The following is an 18,841-nucleotide window of genomic DNA, read 5'->3' as shown; positions in this document are numbered from 1 at the left end:
CTACCCGGGTGCGGCTGGCTATAGTGACCGGATGGCGGAGCGCCCGCGGGGTTCGGAGTCCGGGGCCGTCGACGGGCGCACCCGCCGCTGGGACGACCACAAGTCCGCTCGGCGCGACCGCATCCTGCGCGCGGGACTCGCCGCCATCCGGCGCGACGGCCCGGCGGTCGCGGTGCAGGAGATCGCCACGCACGCCGAGGTCCCGCGCTCGGTGGTGTACCGCATCTTCAAGGACCGCGAGGACCTCGACGAACAGCTGCGGGCCCGCATCGTCGAGGAGCTGATGGGCGCGCTCGCCCCGGTGCTGGAACCCGCCGACACCCTCGAGGTCGCGCTGCCCCGCGCCGTGGACGCCTACGTCGGCTGGGTGCTGGAGAACCAGCGACTGCACCAGTTCCTCGCCCTCGGTTCCGGGGTCGTCACCGAGGCGCGCACCGCCATCGCCGCGCGGGTCGAGCGGGCGCTGGTGCTGATCCTGCGGAAGCGGCCCGACGCGCTTCCCCTCGCCGACCTCATGGCCTTTGCCATTACCGGCCTGGTCGACGCCGCGGTCACCCGCTGGCTCGCCGATCCGCATCCCGCGCTCACCGCCGGGCAGCTGTCGGCCTTCCTGCAGGACGCGATCGGGCAGGTCATCGCCGCCCGCCTGCGCGAGGCCCGCCGCTGACTCCGGCACCGCCGACGATTGACTGAGACGCCGTGTCACGTTAATCTAACTTGGACATCGCGTCCCATATAACTGTCGCCGTGCGGGAAATGCGCTTCGGCAACAGGATTCGCGACAACCCTGGTAGTGGAAGGACTCGGCCCATGACCGCCGCCCGGACCCGAGCCGATTACGAAGCGACGCTGCGCGACCTCTCCGAAGCCTCGGTGCACCGGCACTTCGACGCCTTCCTCGACGTGCCGTGGGACGACCCGGAGTACGCCATCGTGCCCGGCGACCCGCGCTGGGTGCTGCCCGCCGCCGACCCGCTCGGCGCGACCGACTGGTACCGCGCGCTCCCGCTGCAGCGGCAGATCGAGATCGGGATGTACCGGCAGGCCGAGCTGGTCAAGGTCGGGTTGCAGTTCGAACAGGCCCTGATCGGCGGGATCATGAACTTCGGGCTGCGGCTGCCGAACCGGTCGGTGGAGTTCCGCTACTCGCTGCACGAGGCGACCGAGGAATGTCACCACATCCAGATGTTCCAGGAGCTCGTGAACCGGATCGGCGTCGAGGTGCGCGGCGGCCCGCGCTGGTTCCGCCGGGCCGCTCCCCTGCTCGCGCTGGCCGGTGGGATCGTGCCCTTCGGCTTCTTCGTCGGCGTGCTCGCCGGCGAGGAGCCCATCGACCACCTGCAGAAGACGGTGCTGCGCGGCACCGAGGAGCGGCACCCGCTCGTCACCCGCGTCATGCAGATCCACATCGCCGAGGAGGCGCGGCACATCGGCTTCGCGCACCGGTACCTGCAGCACAAGGTGCCGAAACTCGCGCCGCGGCAGCGCTTCCTGGTCTCGGTGCTGACGCCGGTGATCATGCGCGTGCTCTGCGACGTGATCATGAAACCGAGCCGGGCCATGCGCCGCGACCTCGATATCCCCGCCCATGTCATCGACCAGGCGTGGTGGGGCAGCGAGAGCTCGCGCGCGATGCTGCGCGACACCTTCGCCGACGTCCGCATGCTGGCCGTGGAGCTGGAGCTGATGAACCCCGTGGCCCGGCGGGTGTGGCGGGCGCTCGGAATCGACGGCAAGCCGTCCCGGTACCGCGGCGAGCCGAACTTCGCCGCCGCCTGAGCGGCACGACGGCGCGTTTCGGCGCGGCAGCATGCGTAGCCGCGGCTTTCGCCGAGCCGAGCTGCGAATCAGGCGGGCAGGTTCACTCCGGGCGCGGGGCAGGGCCCGCTCGCCGCTCTGATTCGCCCCCTCCTCCAGCGCCAGGCGGAACCGCAGCTCGTTCTGCAGGTCGGGATCGGTGATGCCGTCGACCATGCTGATGGTGAAGGCGAGGCTGCGCGCATCCTTGACCCGGTTGCCGACCAGCAGCGACACCCCGCCGAGCGTGCCGCCCGCCAGGGCCGCGTACACCGCCCCGAGCCCGTCGACCACCCCGAAGGTGGCCAGCAGCACCGAGGTGATGAAGGTGAGCACCGCGGCGAAGGCCAGCAGCTGGGCCGCGAGCAGGGTCCGGCGCAGGTGGACGAAGGCGATATCGCGGAGCTCCCTGCTCGACGTCGCCGCGAGGGCGGCGCCGATCACCGGGACCGACGCCGCCGCGATCGAGGCGATCTCCAGCCCGCGCGCGTCGTCCCCGACCGGCGCGATCGCCAGTACCGCTGCTCCGATACTCATGCCAAGTCCTGTCCAGATCAGTTGGGCCACAAGCGGATGCCGAAGGCCGGAGCCCGCAGACGTGAGGTCGTGAAGGTCGGCCGGAGTGTCGTAGTTGCCGCGATGGCGGCGCGCGATCTGCACACGCAGGCCACGGCGGAACGGGTTCGCCGGCGCTGGGTCGAGCCCGTGCCGCAGCCGGCGCTCGTAGCGCGCGATCCGGGCGTGCGTCGCGTCCCTGTGCTGCTTGCGCTGGTCATCGATGCGGCGGGGCACCGAACGCAATGTCGCCCGCTGTGCCTGCACATCTCGGCGGGTCTCCATCGCGTCGACCGCGGCCTCCACCACGGCTGCCGCCGTGGCGTACCAGTGGTGCTTCTCGACCGGCGGGGGTGCCAGCGCGGGGTCGCGGTCCCACGGCGACACGTACGCGTCCCACCGGTCGCCCGCCGTATCGCCTGGCTCACAGTCGCCGCCGGGGGTCGCCCGGAATCCGCGCGGAAGCTCTCGAAAAGTGCTGTCGCACAGACTGATCTCATGACCGAGATGATCACGGCACTGGATACCGACGAGCAGATCACCGTCTACGCCGAGGGCGCGGCGCTGCGCGGGCACCTGCGCATCCCGCCGGAGGCGCGCGCCATCGTGCTCGTCGCGCACGGCAGCGGCACCTGGCGCGACAGCCCGCGCAACTCCTACATCGCGGGCCGGCTGACCGACCGCGGACTCGGCTCGCTCACGCTGGACCTGCTGACCCCGGCCGAGGCCACCACCGACCTGATCTTCGACATCACGCTGCTCGGGCGGCGGCTGCTCGCGGTCAGGAACTGGCTGGCCGGGTCGCCGTACCGCTGGATGCCGGTCGGGCTGTTCGGCATCGGCTCGGACGCGCCGGTGGCGCTCTGGACCGCGGGGGAGCCCGATATCCGGCTGACCACGGTGGTGGTGCACGGCGCCCGCCCCGACCTGGCCGCCGAGCGCCTCACCCGGGTGCTCGCCCCGACCCTGTTCGTCTCCGGCGGCGTGGACGAGCGGATCCGGCGGTGCGTTCGCGCGGCCGCGGAACTCGTCCCGGCCCCGACCCGGATCACCGAGCTGGCGGTGAGCGCCCAGCCGGTCCCGCGGGACCGGCTGGGCATGTGGTCGGCCTACCTGGCCTCGGTGTGGTTCGGCGAGCACCTCGGGCCCGCGCCGGACCGCTCCTGACCGCTACTCGGCGAAGACCTCGCGCAGCTTCCGCTCCTGCTCGTGGCTGAGGTTGGTGGAGACCAGCTCGGCGGTCTGGTGCCGGAACTCCTCCTGCACCCGGTCGAGCGCGGCATCGGAGGAGAGCACGAAGAGCGCGGAGGTGCCGGGGGTCAGCTGCTGCTTCAGCCGGGCGATGAAGGAGTCGTCGATCCCCACATCGGCCAGCGAGGCGGTGAGCGCGCCGATCCCGGCCCCGACGGCGGCGCCGAGCAGCGGCACGAAGAACAGCAGCCCGAACAGCAGCCCCCAGAAGGCGCCGCCGAGCGCGCCGGCGCCGGTCGGGCTGTGCAGCTGCTTGGTCTTCGGCTTCGGCGCGCCCGCGGGCCAGCTGACGGTCGCCGCGTCGTGCACGGTGACGAGCCGCTGCTGGGCGAGCTCGCGCAGGGTGGTCGCGGCGGTCTCGGCGCCGGTCTCGGTGCGGAACTTCCAGACGGTCAGGGTTCCGGCCATCGGCTTCTCCTTCGTCGGGGGGACCTACGCCGGGCGACGCTAGTGACGAAGGCGCCGGGCGGGGTCATCCATTGTGGGTGACCCGGCCATCGGCGCAGCTCAGGCGATGGAGGCCTGCAGGTCCGGGCAGCCGCAGCCGGGGTCGGGGGCCCCGGTGCAGCGGGCGGCGACGAGATCGGTCTGCGGCCGGATGGACTCGGCGATCTCGCGCAGGTGCGCGCGCTGGGCGGTGGCCCGGTCGCGCAGGGTGCGGGCGGAGACCTCGTCACCGGCGGTTTCGGCCAGCCGGGCGAGCACGGTGTCCATGGGGCCCATGCCGACGAGCCCGGTGCTGAGCCCGATGGTCGAGCCGGACCAGGTGGTGAGCCGCTCGAAAAGCAGTGCGGCGGCCTCGCTCTCGCCGAGCGCGGCGGCGGCGGCGCCGGAGAAGGCGGTCATGAGCGGGCGGCCGGGGCCGCGCTGCAGCGGCGGGTTCTCCCGGAAGACCAGGCGGGCGCGCTCCAGCTCGCCGGCCTGGGCCAGGGCGAGCGCGTAGATGTGGGCGAAGTGCTCGGGCTCCTGCGCGTAGCGCCGCTCGAGCACGGCGCGCAGCGGGGTGAGGTCGCCGCGGTCCCAGGCGATGGCGAGCTCGGTGAGCAGCAGGGCGTCCGGGTGCCAGGCGCCGACCTCGAGCGCGGCGGCGCGGCACTGCGCGTAGCGCCGCTCGGCGGCGGCCCGGTCACCGCGGATGAGGTCGGTGGCGGCGACGAAGCAGAGCAGCGCCTGGTTCAGCTCGGGGAAGTGCGCGGCCTCGGCGACGGCGAGCGCCTCCAGCGCGTAGCGCGCCGCGGCCACCAGATCGCCGCGCCTGCAGGCGTCGAGGACGCGCAGGTACAGCGCGAGCGCCTGGTGCTCGGCGGATTCGGTGAGCGCGGCCACCCGCATCAGCTCCGCGGTGGCGGGGCCGCAGAGGTCGGCGGCGCCCGCGTCGACCAGGGCGCAGGCCACCGCGTTCAGCGCCGCGCAGACCAGCACGTGGTCACCGGCGTGGTAGGCGAGCGCCAGCGCCTCGCCGGCGTGCGCGTAGCGCTGCGCGGCGGTGGCGGCGCCGTCGGACTCGACGGCCAGGGTGATCAGCAGCCGGGCCCTCGTATGGTTCGGGAGCGCCCCGGCGAGTGCGTGTTTGAGCGCGGCGCGGATGCGCGGGCCGCCGGTGCCGCGGTAGCGCATGCCCGGGATCACCGGCGCGCTCCAGCAGGTGAGCGCGCGGGCCACCAGCGCGGGGTCGGCGAGGCTCTCGGCGAGGTCGAGCGCGCGCTCCCGGGCCGCGGCGGCCGCGGTCCGGTCGCCCTCGTGCGCCAGCGCGTCGGAGAGCCGGCACAGCGCGTCGATCAGCGCGGCCCGTTCGCCGGCGGCGGCATCGGCCTCGACCGGGGCGGCGCGCCCGTTCAGCTCGGCGGCGGCCCGCCACAGGGTGGCGGCCTCGGCCCGCCTGCCCGCGCCCGCGTAGCGCCCGGCCGCCTCGACGAGCCGCTCCAGCGCGCGGCCCGCGCCGGCCGGGGTGCTGCCGTGCAGCGCGTGCATGGCCAGCGCGGCGGGGCCGGCCTCGTCGAGCGCGCCGCCCGCGATCCGCTCGGCGGCGAACTCGGCCATGTGGCCGTGCATGCGCCTGCGCCGCATGGGCGGGATGCTGTCGCGCACGATGCGCTGCACCAGCTCGTCCCGGACGGTGACCCGGCCGGTGCCGTCGAAGCGGACCAGCGAGGCGGCCATGGCGTTGTCGAGCAGGTCGGCCACCTGCTCCTCGGCGAGATCGGCCAGCCGGGCCAGCGCGTCGACATCGATCGGCGCGCCCCAGAGCGCGAGCGCGCGCAGCACCGCGAGCGAGCCGGCGGGCAGCCGCTCGGCGACGTCGAGGACCAGGGCGCGGATGCGGTGCGGTGGCTCGCCGGAGTCCGGGCGGGCGGCGATCACCTGGGCCCAGATCCGCAGCAGCATGGGGTTTCCGCCGGTGCGCTCGTGCAGGCTGCGTACCAGGGCCTCGTCCCCGCTGTCGAAGCCGTTGCGGCTCAGCATCTCCGCGGTCCCGGCGAGGTCGAGGCCGGTGAGCTCGACCCGGTCGGTGATCAGGTCGGCCAGCGTGGCCTCGGCCTGCGGGCGGCCCGGCTCGTGGTCGCGCACCGCGACGACCACCAGCACCGCCTCGCCGTGCAGCCAGCTCATGAGCTGCCGGATGCCCTGCAGCGTCGCCGCGTCCGCGCGGTGCGCGCCGTCCAGCGCGATGACGACCGGGCCGCGCAGCGCCAGCTCGCGGCTGCGCCGGTAGACCGCGCGCACCACGCCGAAGACGCCGTCGGCGGCGGGCACCTCGGCGGCGCCGGGCAGCCCCTCCAGCAGCTCGGTCCAGGCCCACGCCTCCGGGGCGCCGTCGAGTTCCGGGCAGGAGGCGTACACGGTGTGGCTGCCGCGCGCGGCCAGTTCCGCGAGCACGCCGGTCAGCAGCGTGGTCTTGCCCGACCCGGCCGCGCCGACCAGCCAGAGTAGTCGCGGATCCCCGCCCGCCGCCGCGGCGGCCGCGGTGTGGATGGCGGCCGCCTCGGCCGGATAGCAGGCCGAGCGCGGCGGCGGTTTCTCCGGATGCGGCACCGAGGCCACCACCAGCGCGGTGCCGGGCGGCGGAGTTTCCGGTTCCAGCGAATGGTTCAGGATCGCCATTTCCAGTTCGTGCAGCGGCCTGCCCGGGTCGATGCCGTATTCCGAGCGCAGATGTTCGCGGGTGCGGCGCACGGTCTCCAGCGCGTCGATCTGCTGCCCGAGCCGGTATTGGGCGGTGGCCAGCAATCGCGCGCTCTCCTCGCGGCCGGGATTGTCGCGGGCGAGCTGATGCAGCGCCGCGACGACATCGGCGTCCAGCCCCATCTCCAGCGCGGCGCGGGCCCGCATTTCCATGGCGGTGGACCGCAGATCCGACAACCGGGAAACCTCGGCCGAGGCCCAGGACGCGGAGGCGAAGGATTCGAACGCGTCGCCGTGCCAGCACTCCAGCGCCTCGTCGAGCATCCGATATCGCTCGGCCGGGCCGGTCTCCCTGTGCTCGCGCAGATGGTGTTCGTACCGGGTGAGCAACCGCTCGAATTGCCAGGCGTCCACGCTGTCGGTATCCAGCCGCAGCGCGTATCCGCCGTCCTCGGACACCAGCACGCAGGCCGGTGTCCGCGGCGGTCTCGCCGGCTCCAGAATTCTCCGCAGATTGTGTACCTGCACCTGCAGCACCGAGGCGGCCTGGGCGGGCGGGCTGCCCTCCCAGACATCCTCGATCAGGCGATCCACCCGCGTGGTGGTGCCGCCGGCGAGTACCAGCCTGCCGAGCAGCGCCTGCTGGCGTCCCGCCTGGAGGCGCGCGGCCCTTCCATCCAGAACGACCCGCAGCGGACCGAAGACCTGAACTCGCACCTCTGTCATGAAACGACGCCCCTCCAGTCGCCGGATATTTCACATCCGAGCCTCGACCACAGTTAAACCGATCGGTAAATTACCGCTGGTTCACACAACTGACAAACCGTGGGTAACGGTTGTGCTCACGAACACGATCGCGCGCGAGATTTTCGCTCAGACCGGAACCTCGGCGAATCCGCACAATTCACAGGACCGCTCCGCCGAACCCGGATCCAGTACGCGCCAGCAGCGCACACACCGCCGCTGCCGCACCCGCCCCGTCGCAATCTCGCGCAGCACTTCGGGTGCGCGCGGGTCCGCCGAAAGCCAAACTCCGGCCACCACGCCGTGCCGCCGGCCGGTGCGCAGCGAACTCTCGGCGCATTCCCTGAGAACGGGGCAGCGACGGCAATATCCGAGCGCCTGGCGCGGGTCGCCCCGCGGCGGCAGCGGGGGCAGGAAGAGCCCCGGTGCGATCCCCGTGCACGCGGCGCCACTGCGCCAATCCATAGCGTCACCTCTCGCCCGTCCCCGACCGATCCGGAGAACACCGACACTCTATTCACGAAATTTGCGATACTGCTATCCGAAAATGGTCAACACTGGATAACAAAGAATTTCCGAAGAAGCGTGGAATCCGCGCAGAAGTAATTATTCAGTGCGCCGGGTGAATATTGCGCAGGAATTGTTTCCGATTCGAACGGGAGTTACCCATGACCGCCACCAGCACCGCCGTCGCCGCCCCGGCCCCGGCCGCCCCGCGCCCCGCCGCTCCCGAGCCGGCCGCACCCGGCGTCTACCGCGACCGGGACGGCGACGTCTGGGTGCGCGCGGAGCACGGCTGGCTGCTCTGCCTGCAGAACGGTGTCGCCGTCGACACCACCACGGTCTGGCAGTGGGTGGACGGGCACGTGCGCGACTACGCGCCGTTCGCCCTGCTGCTGCCGTCCTGAGATCCGCTGTGCGCCGCGCGATCCCGGAGCGATCCGGGGTCGCGCGGCATGGTGTCCGGCCGCTCTTCCCAGCCCCTGAGCAGGAGACGATGACTTATTCACCCGAATTCACTTTCGAACCCGTCCCACGCCGCCGGATCCGGCGCATTCTCGATTCCGCGGTGACCTGCGGTCCCCGCCGGGTGGTGCTGGTCTGCGCGCCACCGGGCAGCGGGAAAACCGTGGCCGTGGCGGAATGGTTCCGCAAGTTCCGGGAAAGTGCGCCGGAAGCCGAGATGCACTGGGTTGCATGTCATCCCGACGGCCCCGCCGTGGCCGATCTGCTGCCCCCCGCGCGCCGGGGCGGGAGCGCGCCCGGCCACCCCGCCGAACCCGCACGGGTGCTGGTCATCGATGACGCGCATCTCGTCAGCGATCCCCGTTCGCTGGCGGCGGTGGACTATTTCCTGCACCACGCGGCGGACACCGCGCTGGTGCTGATCGCGCGCCGCGACCCGCCGCTCGCCTGGCATTCACTGGTGCTGGAGACCCGGGTGGTCCGGGTCGGCGCCGCCGATCTCGCGCTCGATCGTGAGGAGACGTCACACCTGCTCGCCGGGTACGGAATCCGGCCGGAGCGGATCGATCTGGACGCCCTGCTCCGCCTCACCCACGGCTGGGCGGCCCCGGTGCGGATCGCCGCCACCGAGCTCGGCGGCCACACCGACGTCCGCGCGGCGGCGGCCGCGCTGCTCGACCCGACCACCGAGGCGGGCGCCTTCCTCACCGACATGCTCATCGCGCCGCAGCCGGCGCCGGTGCGGACGTTCTTGATCCGCACCAGCATTCCGGAGCGCTTCACCACCGCGCTGGCCGGGCGGCTGGCCGGGGAGGCAGCGCCGGAGATCCTGGATCGGCTGCTGCGGGAGAATTTCCCGCTCGCGCCGGTGTACCGGGACGGCGCGCTGTGGTTCGGCTACCACCCGCTGGTCCGCGCGCACCTGCTCGGCGCCGCCGAGCGGGCCCGGGCCGGCGCCGAGTGCCACCGGATCACCGCCGCCTGGCACCTGGGCGCGGGCGCGCCCGCCGCCGCGCTGCCGCACGTTCTCGGCGAGAACGGTCAGCGTGGGCTGCCCGCCTTTCTCGGCGATCCGGCGCTGCGGATGATCCTGCAGGGCGCGGGGCGGGCGCTGTTCGACGGGTTGGCGGGCGCACAGAGCGTCGAGGCCGACGACCCGGCGGTCTGGGCGCTGCGCGCCGTCGACGCGGTGGAGCGCGCCGACACCGCGCACGCGCTGACCTACCTGGACCTGGCCTGCCGCCGCACCGGCAACGGCACCGCGGTGCCGCGCGGGCAGCTGGTCGCGCTGGTCCTGGCGGCCACGCTGGCCACCGCGCTCGCCCTGGCCACCGGGATCGACGACGTCCAGCTGCCGGACGTGGTCCCGGCCTCGGGCAGCCCCGGGGTGGACGGCTACACCGCGGTGCAGTCCGGCACCGCGCGCGCGGTGCGCGGCGACCGCGCGACCGGGATCGACGACCTGTACCGGGCGCTGGCGCTGGCCCGGGTGGCGGCCGACCCCAGGCTGATCCTGCGCGCGGAATCCCGGCTGGCGACGCTGCTCGGCTGGAGCGGGCGGCTCACCGCGGGCGCCGAGCAGGCCGCCGCCGCGACCACGACGGCCTCGGTCGCCGGGCTGAAACCCGCGCTCGGCGAGGCGGATTCGGCCGCCGCCTACATCGCCTTCCTGCGCGGCACCGAGCCGCCGCCCGGCACCGAGGCGCAGGGCCCGCTCCGTGCCGTGCTCGACGGGCTCACCGGCACCGGCGACGACGCCGACCGGCACCGCCGCGCCGACGCGCTCCGCCGGCACGTCACCGAGCTGCTGCGCACCGCCGCGCTGCCCGACCGCGTCGCGCTCGAACTGCTGCTTCCGCACGTGGTCCGGGCGCTGCTGGAGTCGGGAACGCCGCGCACCGCGCGGCTGCTGCTCGGCCACGCCCGCGGCGAGCTCGGCGACCGGCCCGGCGTGGTGCTGGCCAGGGCGGTGCTCGCCGCCGGGCTGCACCGCCCCGACCAGACCCGCGCGCTGCTCGATCCGCTGCAGCGGGACCCCGGCGCGACGGTCCCGCAGCACGCGGTGCTGGTGTACCTGCTCGAGGCACGGGCGCAGGCCGCGCTCGGCACCCCGGGCAAGGCCCGCGCCGCGCTGCTGCGGGCACTGGAGCTGGCCGGGCCGGAGCGGATCGTCCGGCCGTTCCTGGAGACACCGGGCATCCTGGAGCTGCTCGACGACGACGCGGGCACCTTCATCGAGCACAATGCCTTCGCCGCCGCGATCCGCACCCATCCGGGCGCCGAGCGCGACGCCGCCCCGCTGCTCACCGAGACCGAGCGCACCGTGCTCGCCCAGCTGCCGAGCGGCCGCACCGCCCGGCAGATCGCCGACACGCTCGGCGTCTCGGTGAACACGGTCAAGACCCACCTGCGCCGGATCTACACCAAGTTCGGCACCAGCAGCCGGGCGGGCACCCTGCAGCACGCCCGGCGCGCCGGGCTGCTCTGACCGGCCCGCCGCGGGCTCAGCGGCCGATCACCGAGTCCTTGATTCGAGCGAACTCGGCCTCGGTGATCGTCCCGCTGTCCAGCAACCGGCCGGCCTCGCTGATCCGGGCGACCGTGTCGGTGCCCGCGATCACCCGGACGTAGTCGTTGCGCGCCTCCCACTCGCGCAGCGACGCGGCCTGTGCCCGCTCGGCCATGCCCGGCCCGCGCACCACCACGTAGATCATCGCGGCGAGCAGCGGCAGCAGCACCAGCGCGACGATCCAGCCCGCCTTGGCCCACCCCGAGGTGGCGTGGTCGCGGAACAGATCGGTGACGGTCCGGTACAGCACGATCAGGTAGGCCGCGAACAGGAACGACACCACAACGACTCCGACGATCTCCCAGAACGACACGGTCTGTCCTCTCTCGCGGGTCCGGCTGACGAGTTCCAGCCTCGCGCCGGGCACCCCGCCCCGCCCTCATCCGATCCGGGTGACCCGCGCCACGCACCCGCCCCCGGCGGGAGATCACCCGTGCGGGGTGACCGGCCGCGTCCGGCGCACCGGGCACGGTCGGAGCACCGACTCGGTCGATCCCCGTGATCGCGCTGAGCGCGGCGGTGGTCACCTGGCGGCCCGACCCGAGCTGAGCGCCTAACGGGGACGCCGTGAACGCGGCGTCCCCGCTGACCGGAGGGCGAGGGTTCAGCGCGGTGCGCGCCCCTTCCTGCGCATGAGCAGGGCCCCGCTGAGCAGCCCGATCAGGAACATGATCAGCAGGATCAGCCACATCGGCGAGCTCACCGTGAGCAGCAGGAACTCGATATCGACCCGCTGGCGGTTGGACAGCACGAAGATCACCGCCAACACCGTGAACACCAGCGCGAGCCACTGCCCCGCGGAGACCCTGGCCAGCAGCGACCGCCTCGGCGGCGCGGACTCGCTCTTCGCCTGCACGGCACACCTCCCGGTCGGAATCGGCGCCCCTGATGATCCATGCTGGGCCGACAGTGGTCATCACCCGTTCGGGGTGAGATCAGCCCGCGGCCCACCCCGTTTCCCGCCGCCGTTCCGGTCAATTACCCGATCATGAGCGACCCCGAAGAGCGGAAGAACAGCGTCGAGGCCGGGCGCGAGGATGTCGAGCACCGGCCGGACTCCACCGACCAGACCCCGCCGAACACCGAGGAGCAGGCGGCGGAGATGCAATCCGAGGGGGACACCCCGACCTGACCGCCGACCAGGCCGCGGTAACGGGTGAATTGGGGGCATTTCCCGGCGATGCGGATCGGCTATGGTCACCGCGAACAGGAGGGAGTCCCATGAAGATCTCGAGTGCGCTCGGTGCGGCGGTCGCCGTTCTCGCGGTGACCGCGGGGGCGGCCGGTACGGCGGGGGCGGCGCCGATCCGGGCGGCGGAGGTGGAGCTGTCGCCGTACCTGGCCGGCGATACCGTCTACTTCAGCACGGGCGGCGTGAACTGCGCGATCCACGCCAATGGCGATGTCGGCTGCGACATTCCGCCGGGGGTGGCCCGGTGGTTCGATCTCTTCCCGATCACCGACCTGGCGATCGATATTCCGTTCCTGCCCGCGCACCCGGCCTTCCGGACGCACGGCCGCCCCGGGAGCCCGCAGCTGCCGCCCGGGCCCAATGGGTACGCCAGCACCATCAGCTACGCGGGCGCGACCTGTTACGGCGGCGGGCGGGGTGGCACCGGGTGCTCGTCGAAGGGGCACAGCTTCGCCTTCGGCTGGTCCGGCACCCAGACCACCTGACCGGGGTCACCCGGGCAGGATCCGGCCGCGCACCTCGCCGAGCTCGATCCGGGTGCCGTCCGGCCCCGGCGCGGTCGCGGCGATGGTGACCTCGTCGCCGTCCGCCAGGAAGGTGCGCGGTTCGCCGCCGATCCGGACCGGTTCAGCGCCGTTCCAGGTCAGCTCGATGAAGGAGCCGCGCTGGTCGCGGGCGGGGCCGGAGACGGTGCCGGAGGCGAACAGGTCGCCGGTGCGCGCGGTGGCGCCGTTGGCGGTCAGGTGCGCGAGCATCTGCGCGGGCGACCAGTACATGCCCGCGTACGGCGGGCGGGCGACGAGCTGCCCGTTCCACGACACCGCGAAGTCGATGTCCAGCCCCCAGCCTTCGCCACCGCGCAGGTACGGCAGCGGCGCGGGGTCCTGGATCGGGGTGGCGATGCGGGCGGTCTCGAGGGCGGCGAGCGGCACCACCCACGGCGAGATCGAGGTGGCGAAGCTCTTGCCGAGGAACGGGCCGAGCGGCGCGTACTCCCACGCCTGGATATCCCGGGCGGACCAGTCGTTCACCACCACGACGCCGAAGACGTGCTCGGCGAGGTTCGCCGGGGTGATGCGCGCGCCGCCCACCCCCACGACGAAACCCAGCTCGGCCTCGATATCCAGGCGCCGCGACGGCCCGAAGACGGGGCCGTCCGGGGTAGCGAGCTGGCCGCACGGCCGGACGATATCGGTCCCGGAGACGACCACCGTCCCCGCCCGCCCGTGGTACCCGACCGGCATGTGCTTCCAATTCGGCGGCAGCGGAGCCGCATTCGGGCGGAAGAGTTTCCCGAGCGTGCTCGCGTGGTGCTCGGAGGCGTAGAAGTCGACGTAGTCGGCGATCTCCACCGGCAGGTGCAGGGAGACCTCGTCCAGCGGGTAGGTCGCATCGAGTTCGGTTACGCGCGAACGAATCTCGGCCCAGCGCTCCGGGCCCTGGGCCATGAAGGCATTGAGGCTCGGGCGCGCGAACACCTCGTCGCCGAGTTCGGCCGCGAGGTCGACGACCCCCTCCCCCACCCGGGCCCCCACCCGCGGGGCACCGCCGCCGATCGAGAACACCCCGTACGGCGCGATCACGCCCACGACCACGCATACGTGGGGTCCTCGCAGGTCAGCCCGCCTTCGCCGAGCCCGAGCGGGGCGAAGGTGTCGACCATGACCGCGGTCTCCTCGAACCGCTCCGCGCCGAGCGAGCGCTCCGCGGATCCGGGCTGCGGGCCGTGTGTGTGCCCGCCGGGGTGCAGCGAGATCGAGCCGAGCCCGATCCCCGACCCCCTGCGCGCCTCGTAGTCGCCGCCGCAATAGAACATGACCTCGTCGCTGTCCACATTGGCGTGCGCACTGACGGTCGTTTTCGGGGCTCCCAGCGGCCGGAATCTCGGTGTCGCAGCAGTTCTACCAAGCCACTCCGGCAGACCGACCGGCCGGGACATCCGCGCCGCGCCCCGTCGGTGCCCCGCGCCGGCTTCACTCCTCGCGGGACCGCGAGCATGCGCCTGCCCCGGCAGCCCATCCACACCTGGACGATCCGGCGGCTGGACAGCGGCGGGTCGTGCGGTATCGACCCGCACCCTGCCCGTCAGGGCTGGAGTCCGGGCACGCGGCCTGCTGCGTGGCCATCGGCGAGCAGCTGCTGCCGGCCGCCCGCTCGAGCGGCGCCTGCCGCTTCGACCGGCCAGGCACGTCGGTCACGTCGCCTGCCCCCGACGACGGTGCACAGCGGCACGGGCCGTCACGTGGTCGAGTCCGGGAAGGCGAAGGAGGATTCTCCGGAAGGGGCCGATGCGGCGGCTGCCGAACAGTGTGGCCGACCCCGGCACTGTGACCGGCCGCGCCGTCCCGCTCAGCGGTCCTCCACCTCCTCCGCGAGTTCGTCGGAACGATCCGGAGTTGCGCCGCCGACTTCGACCTGATCTAGCTTGCGCAGGCGAGGAATCAGTGCAACGAGGAGGAGTCCCGCAACGGCGAGCCCGACGACGACACGGTAGGCATCGACATAGCCGGAGTCCGGATAGAACCGGGTGCCCTGGAGGGTAGTTCCGTCGTTCGCCATGACCACGAACAGCACCTGGGTGACGACGGCAGTCACGATTCCCTGCAGCATGCCCTGCATGCCGTTCGCCAAGGCCTGTTCGTGCGGCCGGACCGCTTCGATGATCATGATGGGTGCGATGGCGGCCACGATTCCCGTGCCGACGGCTCCGACCACTCCAACGACGAGAAGTTGCTCGGCCGTGTAGTGGTACTCGGCGATCAGAAGGTATCCGACGGCTACGCAGACCGCACCGGCGGCAAGCAGGATCCTGGTGTCGACCCGGCGCGCGAGCGCGCCGGCGGCCACGGCGGCGACGATGATGAGGGCGCTCGCGGGGGCGCCGATGAGCGCCATCTTCGTCGCGCTGTAGCCCAGGCCGTCGGAGACGCCGGGGATGGCGGGGAGCAGGGCGAGCAGCTGGGTGACCGTTCCGGCGGTGAAGACGGTTCCGCCGAGGACGGCGGTGGCGAGGAAGACCGTCCAGACTTCCCTGCGGGCGAGCAATTCGAGCCGGAACATCGGCTCCGCGACCAGCTTCTCGACGAGGACGAAAGCCGCGAGCGCCGCGAGCCCGCCGAGCACGCAGGCCAGTGTCGAGGGAGCGGTCCACCCCCACTCGCTGCCCTTGCCGACGCCGAACACGATGGCGGTGAGGCCGGTGCCGAGCAGGATGCCGCCGGCCCAGTCGAAGGTGCTGGACCGGTTTCGGATCGGGCTCTCCGGGACGAAGGCGATGAGGGCGACCAGGCTCAGCGCGGTGGCTGCGACGAGGAACCAGAGCACTCCCCGGAATCCGTGGTGGTCGAGAAGGTACCCGGAGAGGAAGGGGCCGCCGAGTGCGACGAGCCCGACGGCTCCGCCGATCATTCCGCTGGCGGGGCCGACGAGCCTGCGCGGGAAGACATCGCGGGCGATCGCGTAGACCAGGGCGGCGATGGGCATGTAGAGACCGCTGATGCCCTTGCCGATCAGGAGGACGGCGTAGGTGGGCGCGGTCGCCGCGACGAGGTCGCCCAGCAGGCCCGCGATGGTGATGACGATCATCATCCGGCGCTTGCCGTAGATGTCGGCGGCTTTGACGACGAAGGGGGTGACGAAGGTGCCGACGAGTGCGGCGGTGAGGCTGAACCAGGCGATTTGCGTGGTTTGGAAGTGAACCGCGATCTGTGCCTGCGCGTTTCTGGCGAGCAGTCCGATGACCGACAAGAGCTGGGCAGGCCAGATGAGGGCGATCAGCAGCAGGGTGTAGCGGGCGCCGATGCCGGTGCCTGCCGAGGCGTTTCGGGTACTCGGTGAGTCCACGGGGGTGCCTTTCGATGGCGAACAGCCGAGGACACTAGTTCGTGCTAGCGATCTGCGCGGACGATTCGCGATATGCGCTATCTGCGCCCCGATGAGCGGGACCCGCGCGTGACAACACCTCGACCATCGGCCTACAGTGCTTTCTCGTGCTAGTGAGGCACGTCTCCCTGCTGCGGCAGTGTGACCCGACGCACCAATAAGGGACATCCATGAAATTCCGTCGATCAGCCCTGGTCGCGGCGATGACCGCCACGGCCGTTCTTGCGGGCGTGACCACCGCGCACGCCGACGACTCACCCCAGGCGCCAGTGGGCTACAGCACCACCATTACCGAGGGTGCGGTCGTCACCCATCTCGACGACGGGACCTTCGCGCCCGCGGAAGACAGCCGTTCGATCCTGGTCCGGGACGCGGCCGGAGAGCCGCTGGAGACGTTGCCGCTCTCCTTCTCCATCGATGGTCAGCAACTTCCTCTGGCTCAGGCGATCTCGGCGGACGGCCGGACGCTCACCCTGACTCCGCAGCTGAGCGGCCTCGACCGTGCCGCACTGCGGCCGATCGCCTCGCCGCTGGAGAACCAGCTGGCCATGAACGATCTGATCAACGCGGTGAGCATCGGCACCTCGGTCGGCAGCCTGGTCGGCACCGCGATCGGCGCGATCGCGGGCATCGCGGTCGGCTTCGCGATCTCCGGCGCCGCCTGCGTCGCGCTGAGCCTCGGCTGCATCGTCGCGGTGCTGCCCATCATGAGCCTCACCGCGGGCGTCGGCGGGATCACCGGGCTCATCATCGGGGGCGGTCCCACCGCCGCGGCGGCGGCGTTCGAGTACTTCAGCACGCTCAACGCGCCGGTCGGCGGCAGCAAGTACGCCCCGCAGGTGCAGGGCAAGCCCGGCGGAGTCCCGGCTCCCGCCGAGGTGCCCCAGTGAGGCGTCGCACGGTGCGCATGGGGAGCACCACCGCGGTCGCCGCGGCTGCCGTGGCCGTGCTGACCGTCGCCGCCGCACCGGCTTCGGCGGAACCGGCGCCCGCCGCGCCCGCGCGGTTCAGTGCCGTTCTGCACGACCGGACACTGGTCACCACGCTCACCGGCGGGCAGTTCACGGTTGTCCCGGACCGGGATGTGGTGCAGGTCAGCGACTCGGTCGGCGTGCCGATCGCGACCCTGCCGCTGACTTTCGCCGTCAACGACCGGATCTTCCCCATCGCGCACGCATTCTCCGCCGACGGGCGGGAGCTCGCGCTGACCCCGGACCTGGACGCGGTGCGCTCCGCCGCGCTCCAGCCCGTCGCATCGCCGGTCGAGGAGCAGCTGGCACTGAACTACCTCGCCGGTGAGCTCGGCAAGAACCTCGGGATCGGCGGCTTCGCGGGCAGCGTGCTCGGCGCGTTGGTGGGGCTCGCGGTCGGACTGGGATCGTGCCTGCTGGTCGGGCCGGGTTGCCTGGCGACCCTGCCCCTGGCCCTCGGCGCCTTCGCCGGAGCCGGAGGTGTAGTCGGGACGCTGGTCGGCGGTGGCGCCGCGCTCGCGGACGGGTTGTGGAAGTACGTGCTCACCCTGCAGGCCGCGCCGGGTCAGAGCCCGTACGCGAACCAGGGTGGACTGCTGGACCCGAACGGAACGGGTGTGCCGGACTCTCCGCTGCGCCTGCCCAGCGGGTCGGCCGATGGTCTCGAAGCGGGGTCGAGCTCGGGCTCCGGCGGCTGAGCGGGATCGCGGCGCCGCCGTGCGGAAACGTTTCAGAGCGTGACCGCGGGACGGCGGCTCGGCGAGCTCAGGCCGCCGAGCCATCGTCCGGCGTCGCTATCCGCGCCTGACCAGAACCGGGCGCGGACGCAGCGGCGGAACTCCGGCGGCGACGCGCCACACGGTCGCCGCCGCGGTCCGCACTTCGGCGATCGCGGCGTCGACACGCAGGGTTCGCGTCGCCCCCGACAGCGAGAAGGCGAACTGCGCGCCCGCACCCCCGTTCTCGATGGCCGCCGCGACCGCGGTGATGCCGAGCGCGCTGCCTTGCGCGTCGATGGCGACACCGCCACGATCGCGAATCCTTTCGAGGTCACGGTCCAGCAGGGCAGCGGTGTGGATGCTGTAGGGGGTGATCGGCCCGGGGAAGGACAGCTCCGGCCATTCGGCTTCGGGCAGCTCGGCCAGCATCGCGCGTCCCGCGGCCGTCAGTACGGCAGACTGCCTTGCCCCCGTTGCCCATTCCGCGGCATACCCGGGAGCGATTCCGACCCTTTCGAGGTGCAGGATCTCAGCACCGGTGAGCATGCTCAGGTGGGCGGTGAGCCCGGTCCGGCGGTGCAGTTCGGTCATGATCGGCAGCGCGGCGCGATGGACGCTGCGCTGACGGGTGAACTGGGAGCCCAGTTCGAACATGCGGAACCCGAGCGCGTATTTGAAGTCGTTGCGTTCGACCCAGCCCAGCTCGACCAGGCGCTGCAGGATCCGGTGCGCCGAGGAGCGCGGTAGATGCGAGCGGCGGGCGATCTCGGCCAGGGTCAGCGGCCGCTGACCGACGAAGGATTCGAGTAGCGAAGCCACCCTGTCGATCATCGCCGCGGGAGCGTCGTCGATCTGCGCCGTTGCCATGTACACCTCCACCGACCTGCTGGTCAGATTCTGCCTATCTGTCAGATTATGACAGATGTGAGTGTAGCCACAGACTCAGCGGTGTGTAAAGCAGCTCACAACCGGCCGAGGAGCATTCCGCATTCCGCCTACAACAGCACGGCGGGGAGACCCCCGGACAAGGCCGGCGTCCAGTCAGTGGGAGAAACGAGACGACGGCGTTCGG

17 protein-coding genes and 1 pseudogene are annotated in these 18,841 nt (G+C 72.3%); 9 read left to right on the top strand and 9 right to left on the bottom strand.

Features of this window, described 5'->3' with window-relative positions; genetic code table 11:
• The first annotated feature begins 31 nt into the window (after window positions 1-31).
• The 3 genes from AB0H71_RS02590 to AB0H71_RS02580 all read left to right on the top strand — a co-directional run bounded on the left by AB0H71_RS02590 (window position 32) and on the right by AB0H71_RS02580 (window position 3,519).
• Window positions 32-667: a TetR/AcrR family transcriptional regulator gene (locus tag AB0H71_RS02590; protein WP_357014161.1), complete on the top strand. Its 636-nt coding sequence runs from the start codon at window positions 32-34 to the stop codon at window positions 665-667.
• A 143-nt stretch (window positions 668-810) separates the two neighbouring features.
• Window positions 811-1,779: a diiron oxygenase gene (locus tag AB0H71_RS02585; protein ID WP_357014160.1), complete on the top strand. Its 969-nt coding sequence runs from the start codon at window positions 811-813 to the stop codon at window positions 1,777-1,779.
• 1,071 nt (window positions 1,780-2,850) lie between these two features.
• Window positions 2,851-3,519, top strand: coding sequence for a hypothetical protein (locus tag AB0H71_RS02580; RefSeq protein WP_357014158.1), 669 nt, complete (start codon window positions 2,851-2,853; stop codon window positions 3,517-3,519).
• Between the two features lie 3 nt (window positions 3,520-3,522).
• On the opposite strand, the gene AB0H71_RS02575 is transcribed toward AB0H71_RS02580, so the two are convergent.
• The 3 genes from AB0H71_RS02575 to AB0H71_RS02565 all read right to left on the bottom strand — a co-directional run bounded on the left by AB0H71_RS02575 (window position 3,523) and on the right by AB0H71_RS02565 (window position 7,935).
• Window positions 3,523-4,011 (bottom strand): DUF1269 domain-containing protein, encoded by a 489-nt coding sequence (locus AB0H71_RS02575; protein ID WP_357014157.1) that lies wholly within the window; start codon window positions 4,009-4,011, stop codon window positions 3,523-3,525.
• 99 nt (window positions 4,012-4,110) lie between these two features.
• Complete coding sequence (locus AB0H71_RS02570) at window positions 4,111-7,452, bottom strand: BTAD domain-containing putative transcriptional regulator (RefSeq protein WP_357014155.1); 3,342 nt, start codon at window positions 7,450-7,452, stop codon at window positions 4,111-4,113.
• A 147-nt stretch (window positions 7,453-7,599) separates the two neighbouring features.
• Window positions 7,600-7,935: a WhiB family transcriptional regulator gene (locus AB0H71_RS02565; RefSeq protein ID WP_357014154.1), complete on the bottom strand. Its 336-nt coding sequence runs from the start codon at window positions 7,933-7,935 to the stop codon at window positions 7,600-7,602.
• Between the two features lie 203 nt (window positions 7,936-8,138).
• Here AB0H71_RS02565 and AB0H71_RS02560 point away from each other — a divergent pair, with 203 nt between their 5' ends.
• Both AB0H71_RS02560 and AB0H71_RS02555 read left to right on the top strand, forming a co-directional pair.
• Window positions 8,139-8,378, top strand: a complete 240-nt coding sequence (locus AB0H71_RS02560) for a hypothetical protein (RefSeq protein WP_357014152.1) — start codon at window positions 8,139-8,141, stop codon at window positions 8,376-8,378.
• A gap of 161 nt (window positions 8,379-8,539) precedes the next feature.
• On the top strand, window positions 8,540-10,924 hold the full coding sequence (locus AB0H71_RS02555; RefSeq protein ID WP_357014150.1) for a LuxR C-terminal-related transcriptional regulator: 2,385 nt from the start codon (window positions 8,540-8,542) through the stop codon (window positions 10,922-10,924).
• 16 nt (window positions 10,925-10,940) lie between these two features.
• Here AB0H71_RS02555 and AB0H71_RS02550 read toward each other — a convergent pair whose 3' ends face one another.
• Window positions 10,941-11,318: an SHOCT domain-containing protein gene (locus AB0H71_RS02550; RefSeq protein WP_357014148.1), complete on the bottom strand. Its 378-nt coding sequence runs from the start codon at window positions 11,316-11,318 to the stop codon at window positions 10,941-10,943.
• A gap of 291 nt (window positions 11,319-11,609) precedes the next feature.
• The gene (locus AB0H71_RS02545; protein WP_357014147.1) at window positions 11,610-11,861 is read right to left on the bottom strand and encodes a LapA family protein; all 252 of its coding nucleotides are present in this window, start codon (window positions 11,859-11,861) and stop codon (window positions 11,610-11,612) included.
• A gap of 132 nt (window positions 11,862-11,993) precedes the next feature.
• Here AB0H71_RS02545 and AB0H71_RS02540 point away from each other — a divergent pair, with 132 nt between their 5' ends.
• Both AB0H71_RS02540 and AB0H71_RS02535 read left to right on the top strand, forming a co-directional pair.
• The gene (locus AB0H71_RS02540; RefSeq protein WP_357014145.1) at window positions 11,994-12,137 is read left to right on the top strand and encodes a hypothetical protein; all 144 of its coding nucleotides are present in this window, start codon (window positions 11,994-11,996) and stop codon (window positions 12,135-12,137) included.
• An 89-nt stretch (window positions 12,138-12,226) separates the two neighbouring features.
• The gene (locus tag AB0H71_RS02535; protein WP_357014144.1) at window positions 12,227-12,682 is read left to right on the top strand and encodes a hypothetical protein; all 456 of its coding nucleotides are present in this window, start codon (window positions 12,227-12,229) and stop codon (window positions 12,680-12,682) included.
• 6 nt (window positions 12,683-12,688) lie between these two features.
• Here AB0H71_RS02535 and AB0H71_RS02530 read toward each other — a convergent pair whose 3' ends face one another.
• The 3 genes and pseudogenes from AB0H71_RS02530 to AB0H71_RS02520 all read right to left on the bottom strand — a co-directional run bounded on the left by AB0H71_RS02530 (window position 12,689) and on the right by AB0H71_RS02520 (window position 16,040).
• Entirely contained in the window at window positions 12,689-13,792 is a 1,104-nt protein-coding gene (locus AB0H71_RS02530) for a fumarylacetoacetate hydrolase family protein (protein WP_357014143.1), read from the bottom strand.
• Window positions 13,777-14,040, bottom strand: a pseudogene (locus AB0H71_RS02525) (homogentisate 1,2-dioxygenase); the annotation flags it as partial. The gene AB0H71_RS02530 and the pseudogene AB0H71_RS02525, both read right to left, overlap by 16 nt.
• Before the next feature lie 506 nt (window positions 14,041-14,546).
• The gene (locus AB0H71_RS02520) at window positions 14,547-16,040 is read right to left on the bottom strand and encodes an MFS transporter (RefSeq protein ID WP_357014142.1); all 1,494 of its coding nucleotides are present in this window, start codon (window positions 16,038-16,040) and stop codon (window positions 14,547-14,549) included.
• 209 nt (window positions 16,041-16,249) lie between these two features.
• On the opposite strand from AB0H71_RS02520, the gene AB0H71_RS02515 reads away from it, so the two are divergent.
• Window positions 16,250-16,969, top strand: coding sequence for a hypothetical protein (locus AB0H71_RS02515; protein ID WP_357014140.1), 720 nt, complete (start codon window positions 16,250-16,252; stop codon window positions 16,967-16,969).
• On the top strand, window positions 16,966-17,748 hold the full coding sequence (locus AB0H71_RS02510) for a hypothetical protein (protein ID WP_357014138.1): 783 nt from the start codon (window positions 16,966-16,968) through the stop codon (window positions 17,746-17,748). Before AB0H71_RS02515 ends, AB0H71_RS02510 begins: the two co-directional genes overlap by 4 nt.
• A 96-nt stretch (window positions 17,749-17,844) precedes the next feature.
• Here the strand turns inward: AB0H71_RS02510 and AB0H71_RS02505 are convergent, their stop codons facing one another.
• Entirely contained in the window at window positions 17,845-18,636 is a 792-nt protein-coding gene (locus tag AB0H71_RS02505) for an IclR family transcriptional regulator (protein WP_357014136.1), read from the bottom strand.
• Window positions 18,637-18,841 lie beyond the last annotated feature (205 nt).

Source organism: Nocardia sp. NPDC050697, from assembly GCF_040654395.1.
Classification (GTDB): domain Bacteria; phylum Actinomycetota; class Actinomycetes; order Mycobacteriales; family Mycobacteriaceae; genus Nocardia.
Note: the sequence above shows the minus strand (reverse complement) of the source record. Positions and strands in the feature narration are given on the sequence as shown.

Bases quoted from the DNA above. Each gene is read 5' to 3' on its own strand.
- AB0H71_RS02585 (WP_357014160.1), top strand. From the start codon at position 811: ATGACCGCCGCCCGGACCCGAGCCGATTACGAAGCGACGCTGCGCGAC.
- AB0H71_RS02570 (WP_357014155.1), bottom strand. From the start codon at position 7,452: ATGACAGAGGTGCGAGTTCAGGTCTTCGGTCCGCTGCGGGTCGTTCTG.
- AB0H71_RS02560 (WP_357014152.1), top strand. From the start codon at position 8,139: ATGACCGCCACCAGCACCGCCGTCGCCGCCCCGGCCCCGGCCGCCCCG.
- AB0H71_RS02575 (WP_357014157.1), bottom strand. From the start codon at position 4,011: ATGGCCGGAACCCTGACCGTCTGGAAGTTCCGCACCGAGACCGGCGCC.
- AB0H71_RS02540 (WP_357014145.1), top strand. From the start codon at position 11,994: ATGAGCGACCCCGAAGAGCGGAAGAACAGCGTCGAGGCCGGGCGCGAG.
- AB0H71_RS02590 (WP_357014161.1), top strand. From the start codon at position 32: ATGGCGGAGCGCCCGCGGGGTTCGGAGTCCGGGGCCGTCGACGGGCGC.
- AB0H71_RS02565 (WP_357014154.1), bottom strand. From the start codon at position 7,935: ATGGATTGGCGCAGTGGCGCCGCGTGCACGGGGATCGCACCGGGGCTC.
- AB0H71_RS02505 (WP_357014136.1), bottom strand. From the start codon at position 18,636: ATGGCAACGGCGCAGATCGACGACGCTCCCGCGGCGATGATCGACAGG.
- AB0H71_RS02535 (WP_357014144.1), top strand. From the start codon at position 12,227: ATGAAGATCTCGAGTGCGCTCGGTGCGGCGGTCGCCGTTCTCGCGGTG.
- AB0H71_RS02580 (WP_357014158.1), top strand. From the start codon at position 2,851: ATGACCGAGATGATCACGGCACTGGATACCGACGAGCAGATCACCGTC.
- AB0H71_RS02515 (WP_357014140.1), top strand. From the start codon at position 16,250: ATGAAATTCCGTCGATCAGCCCTGGTCGCGGCGATGACCGCCACGGCC.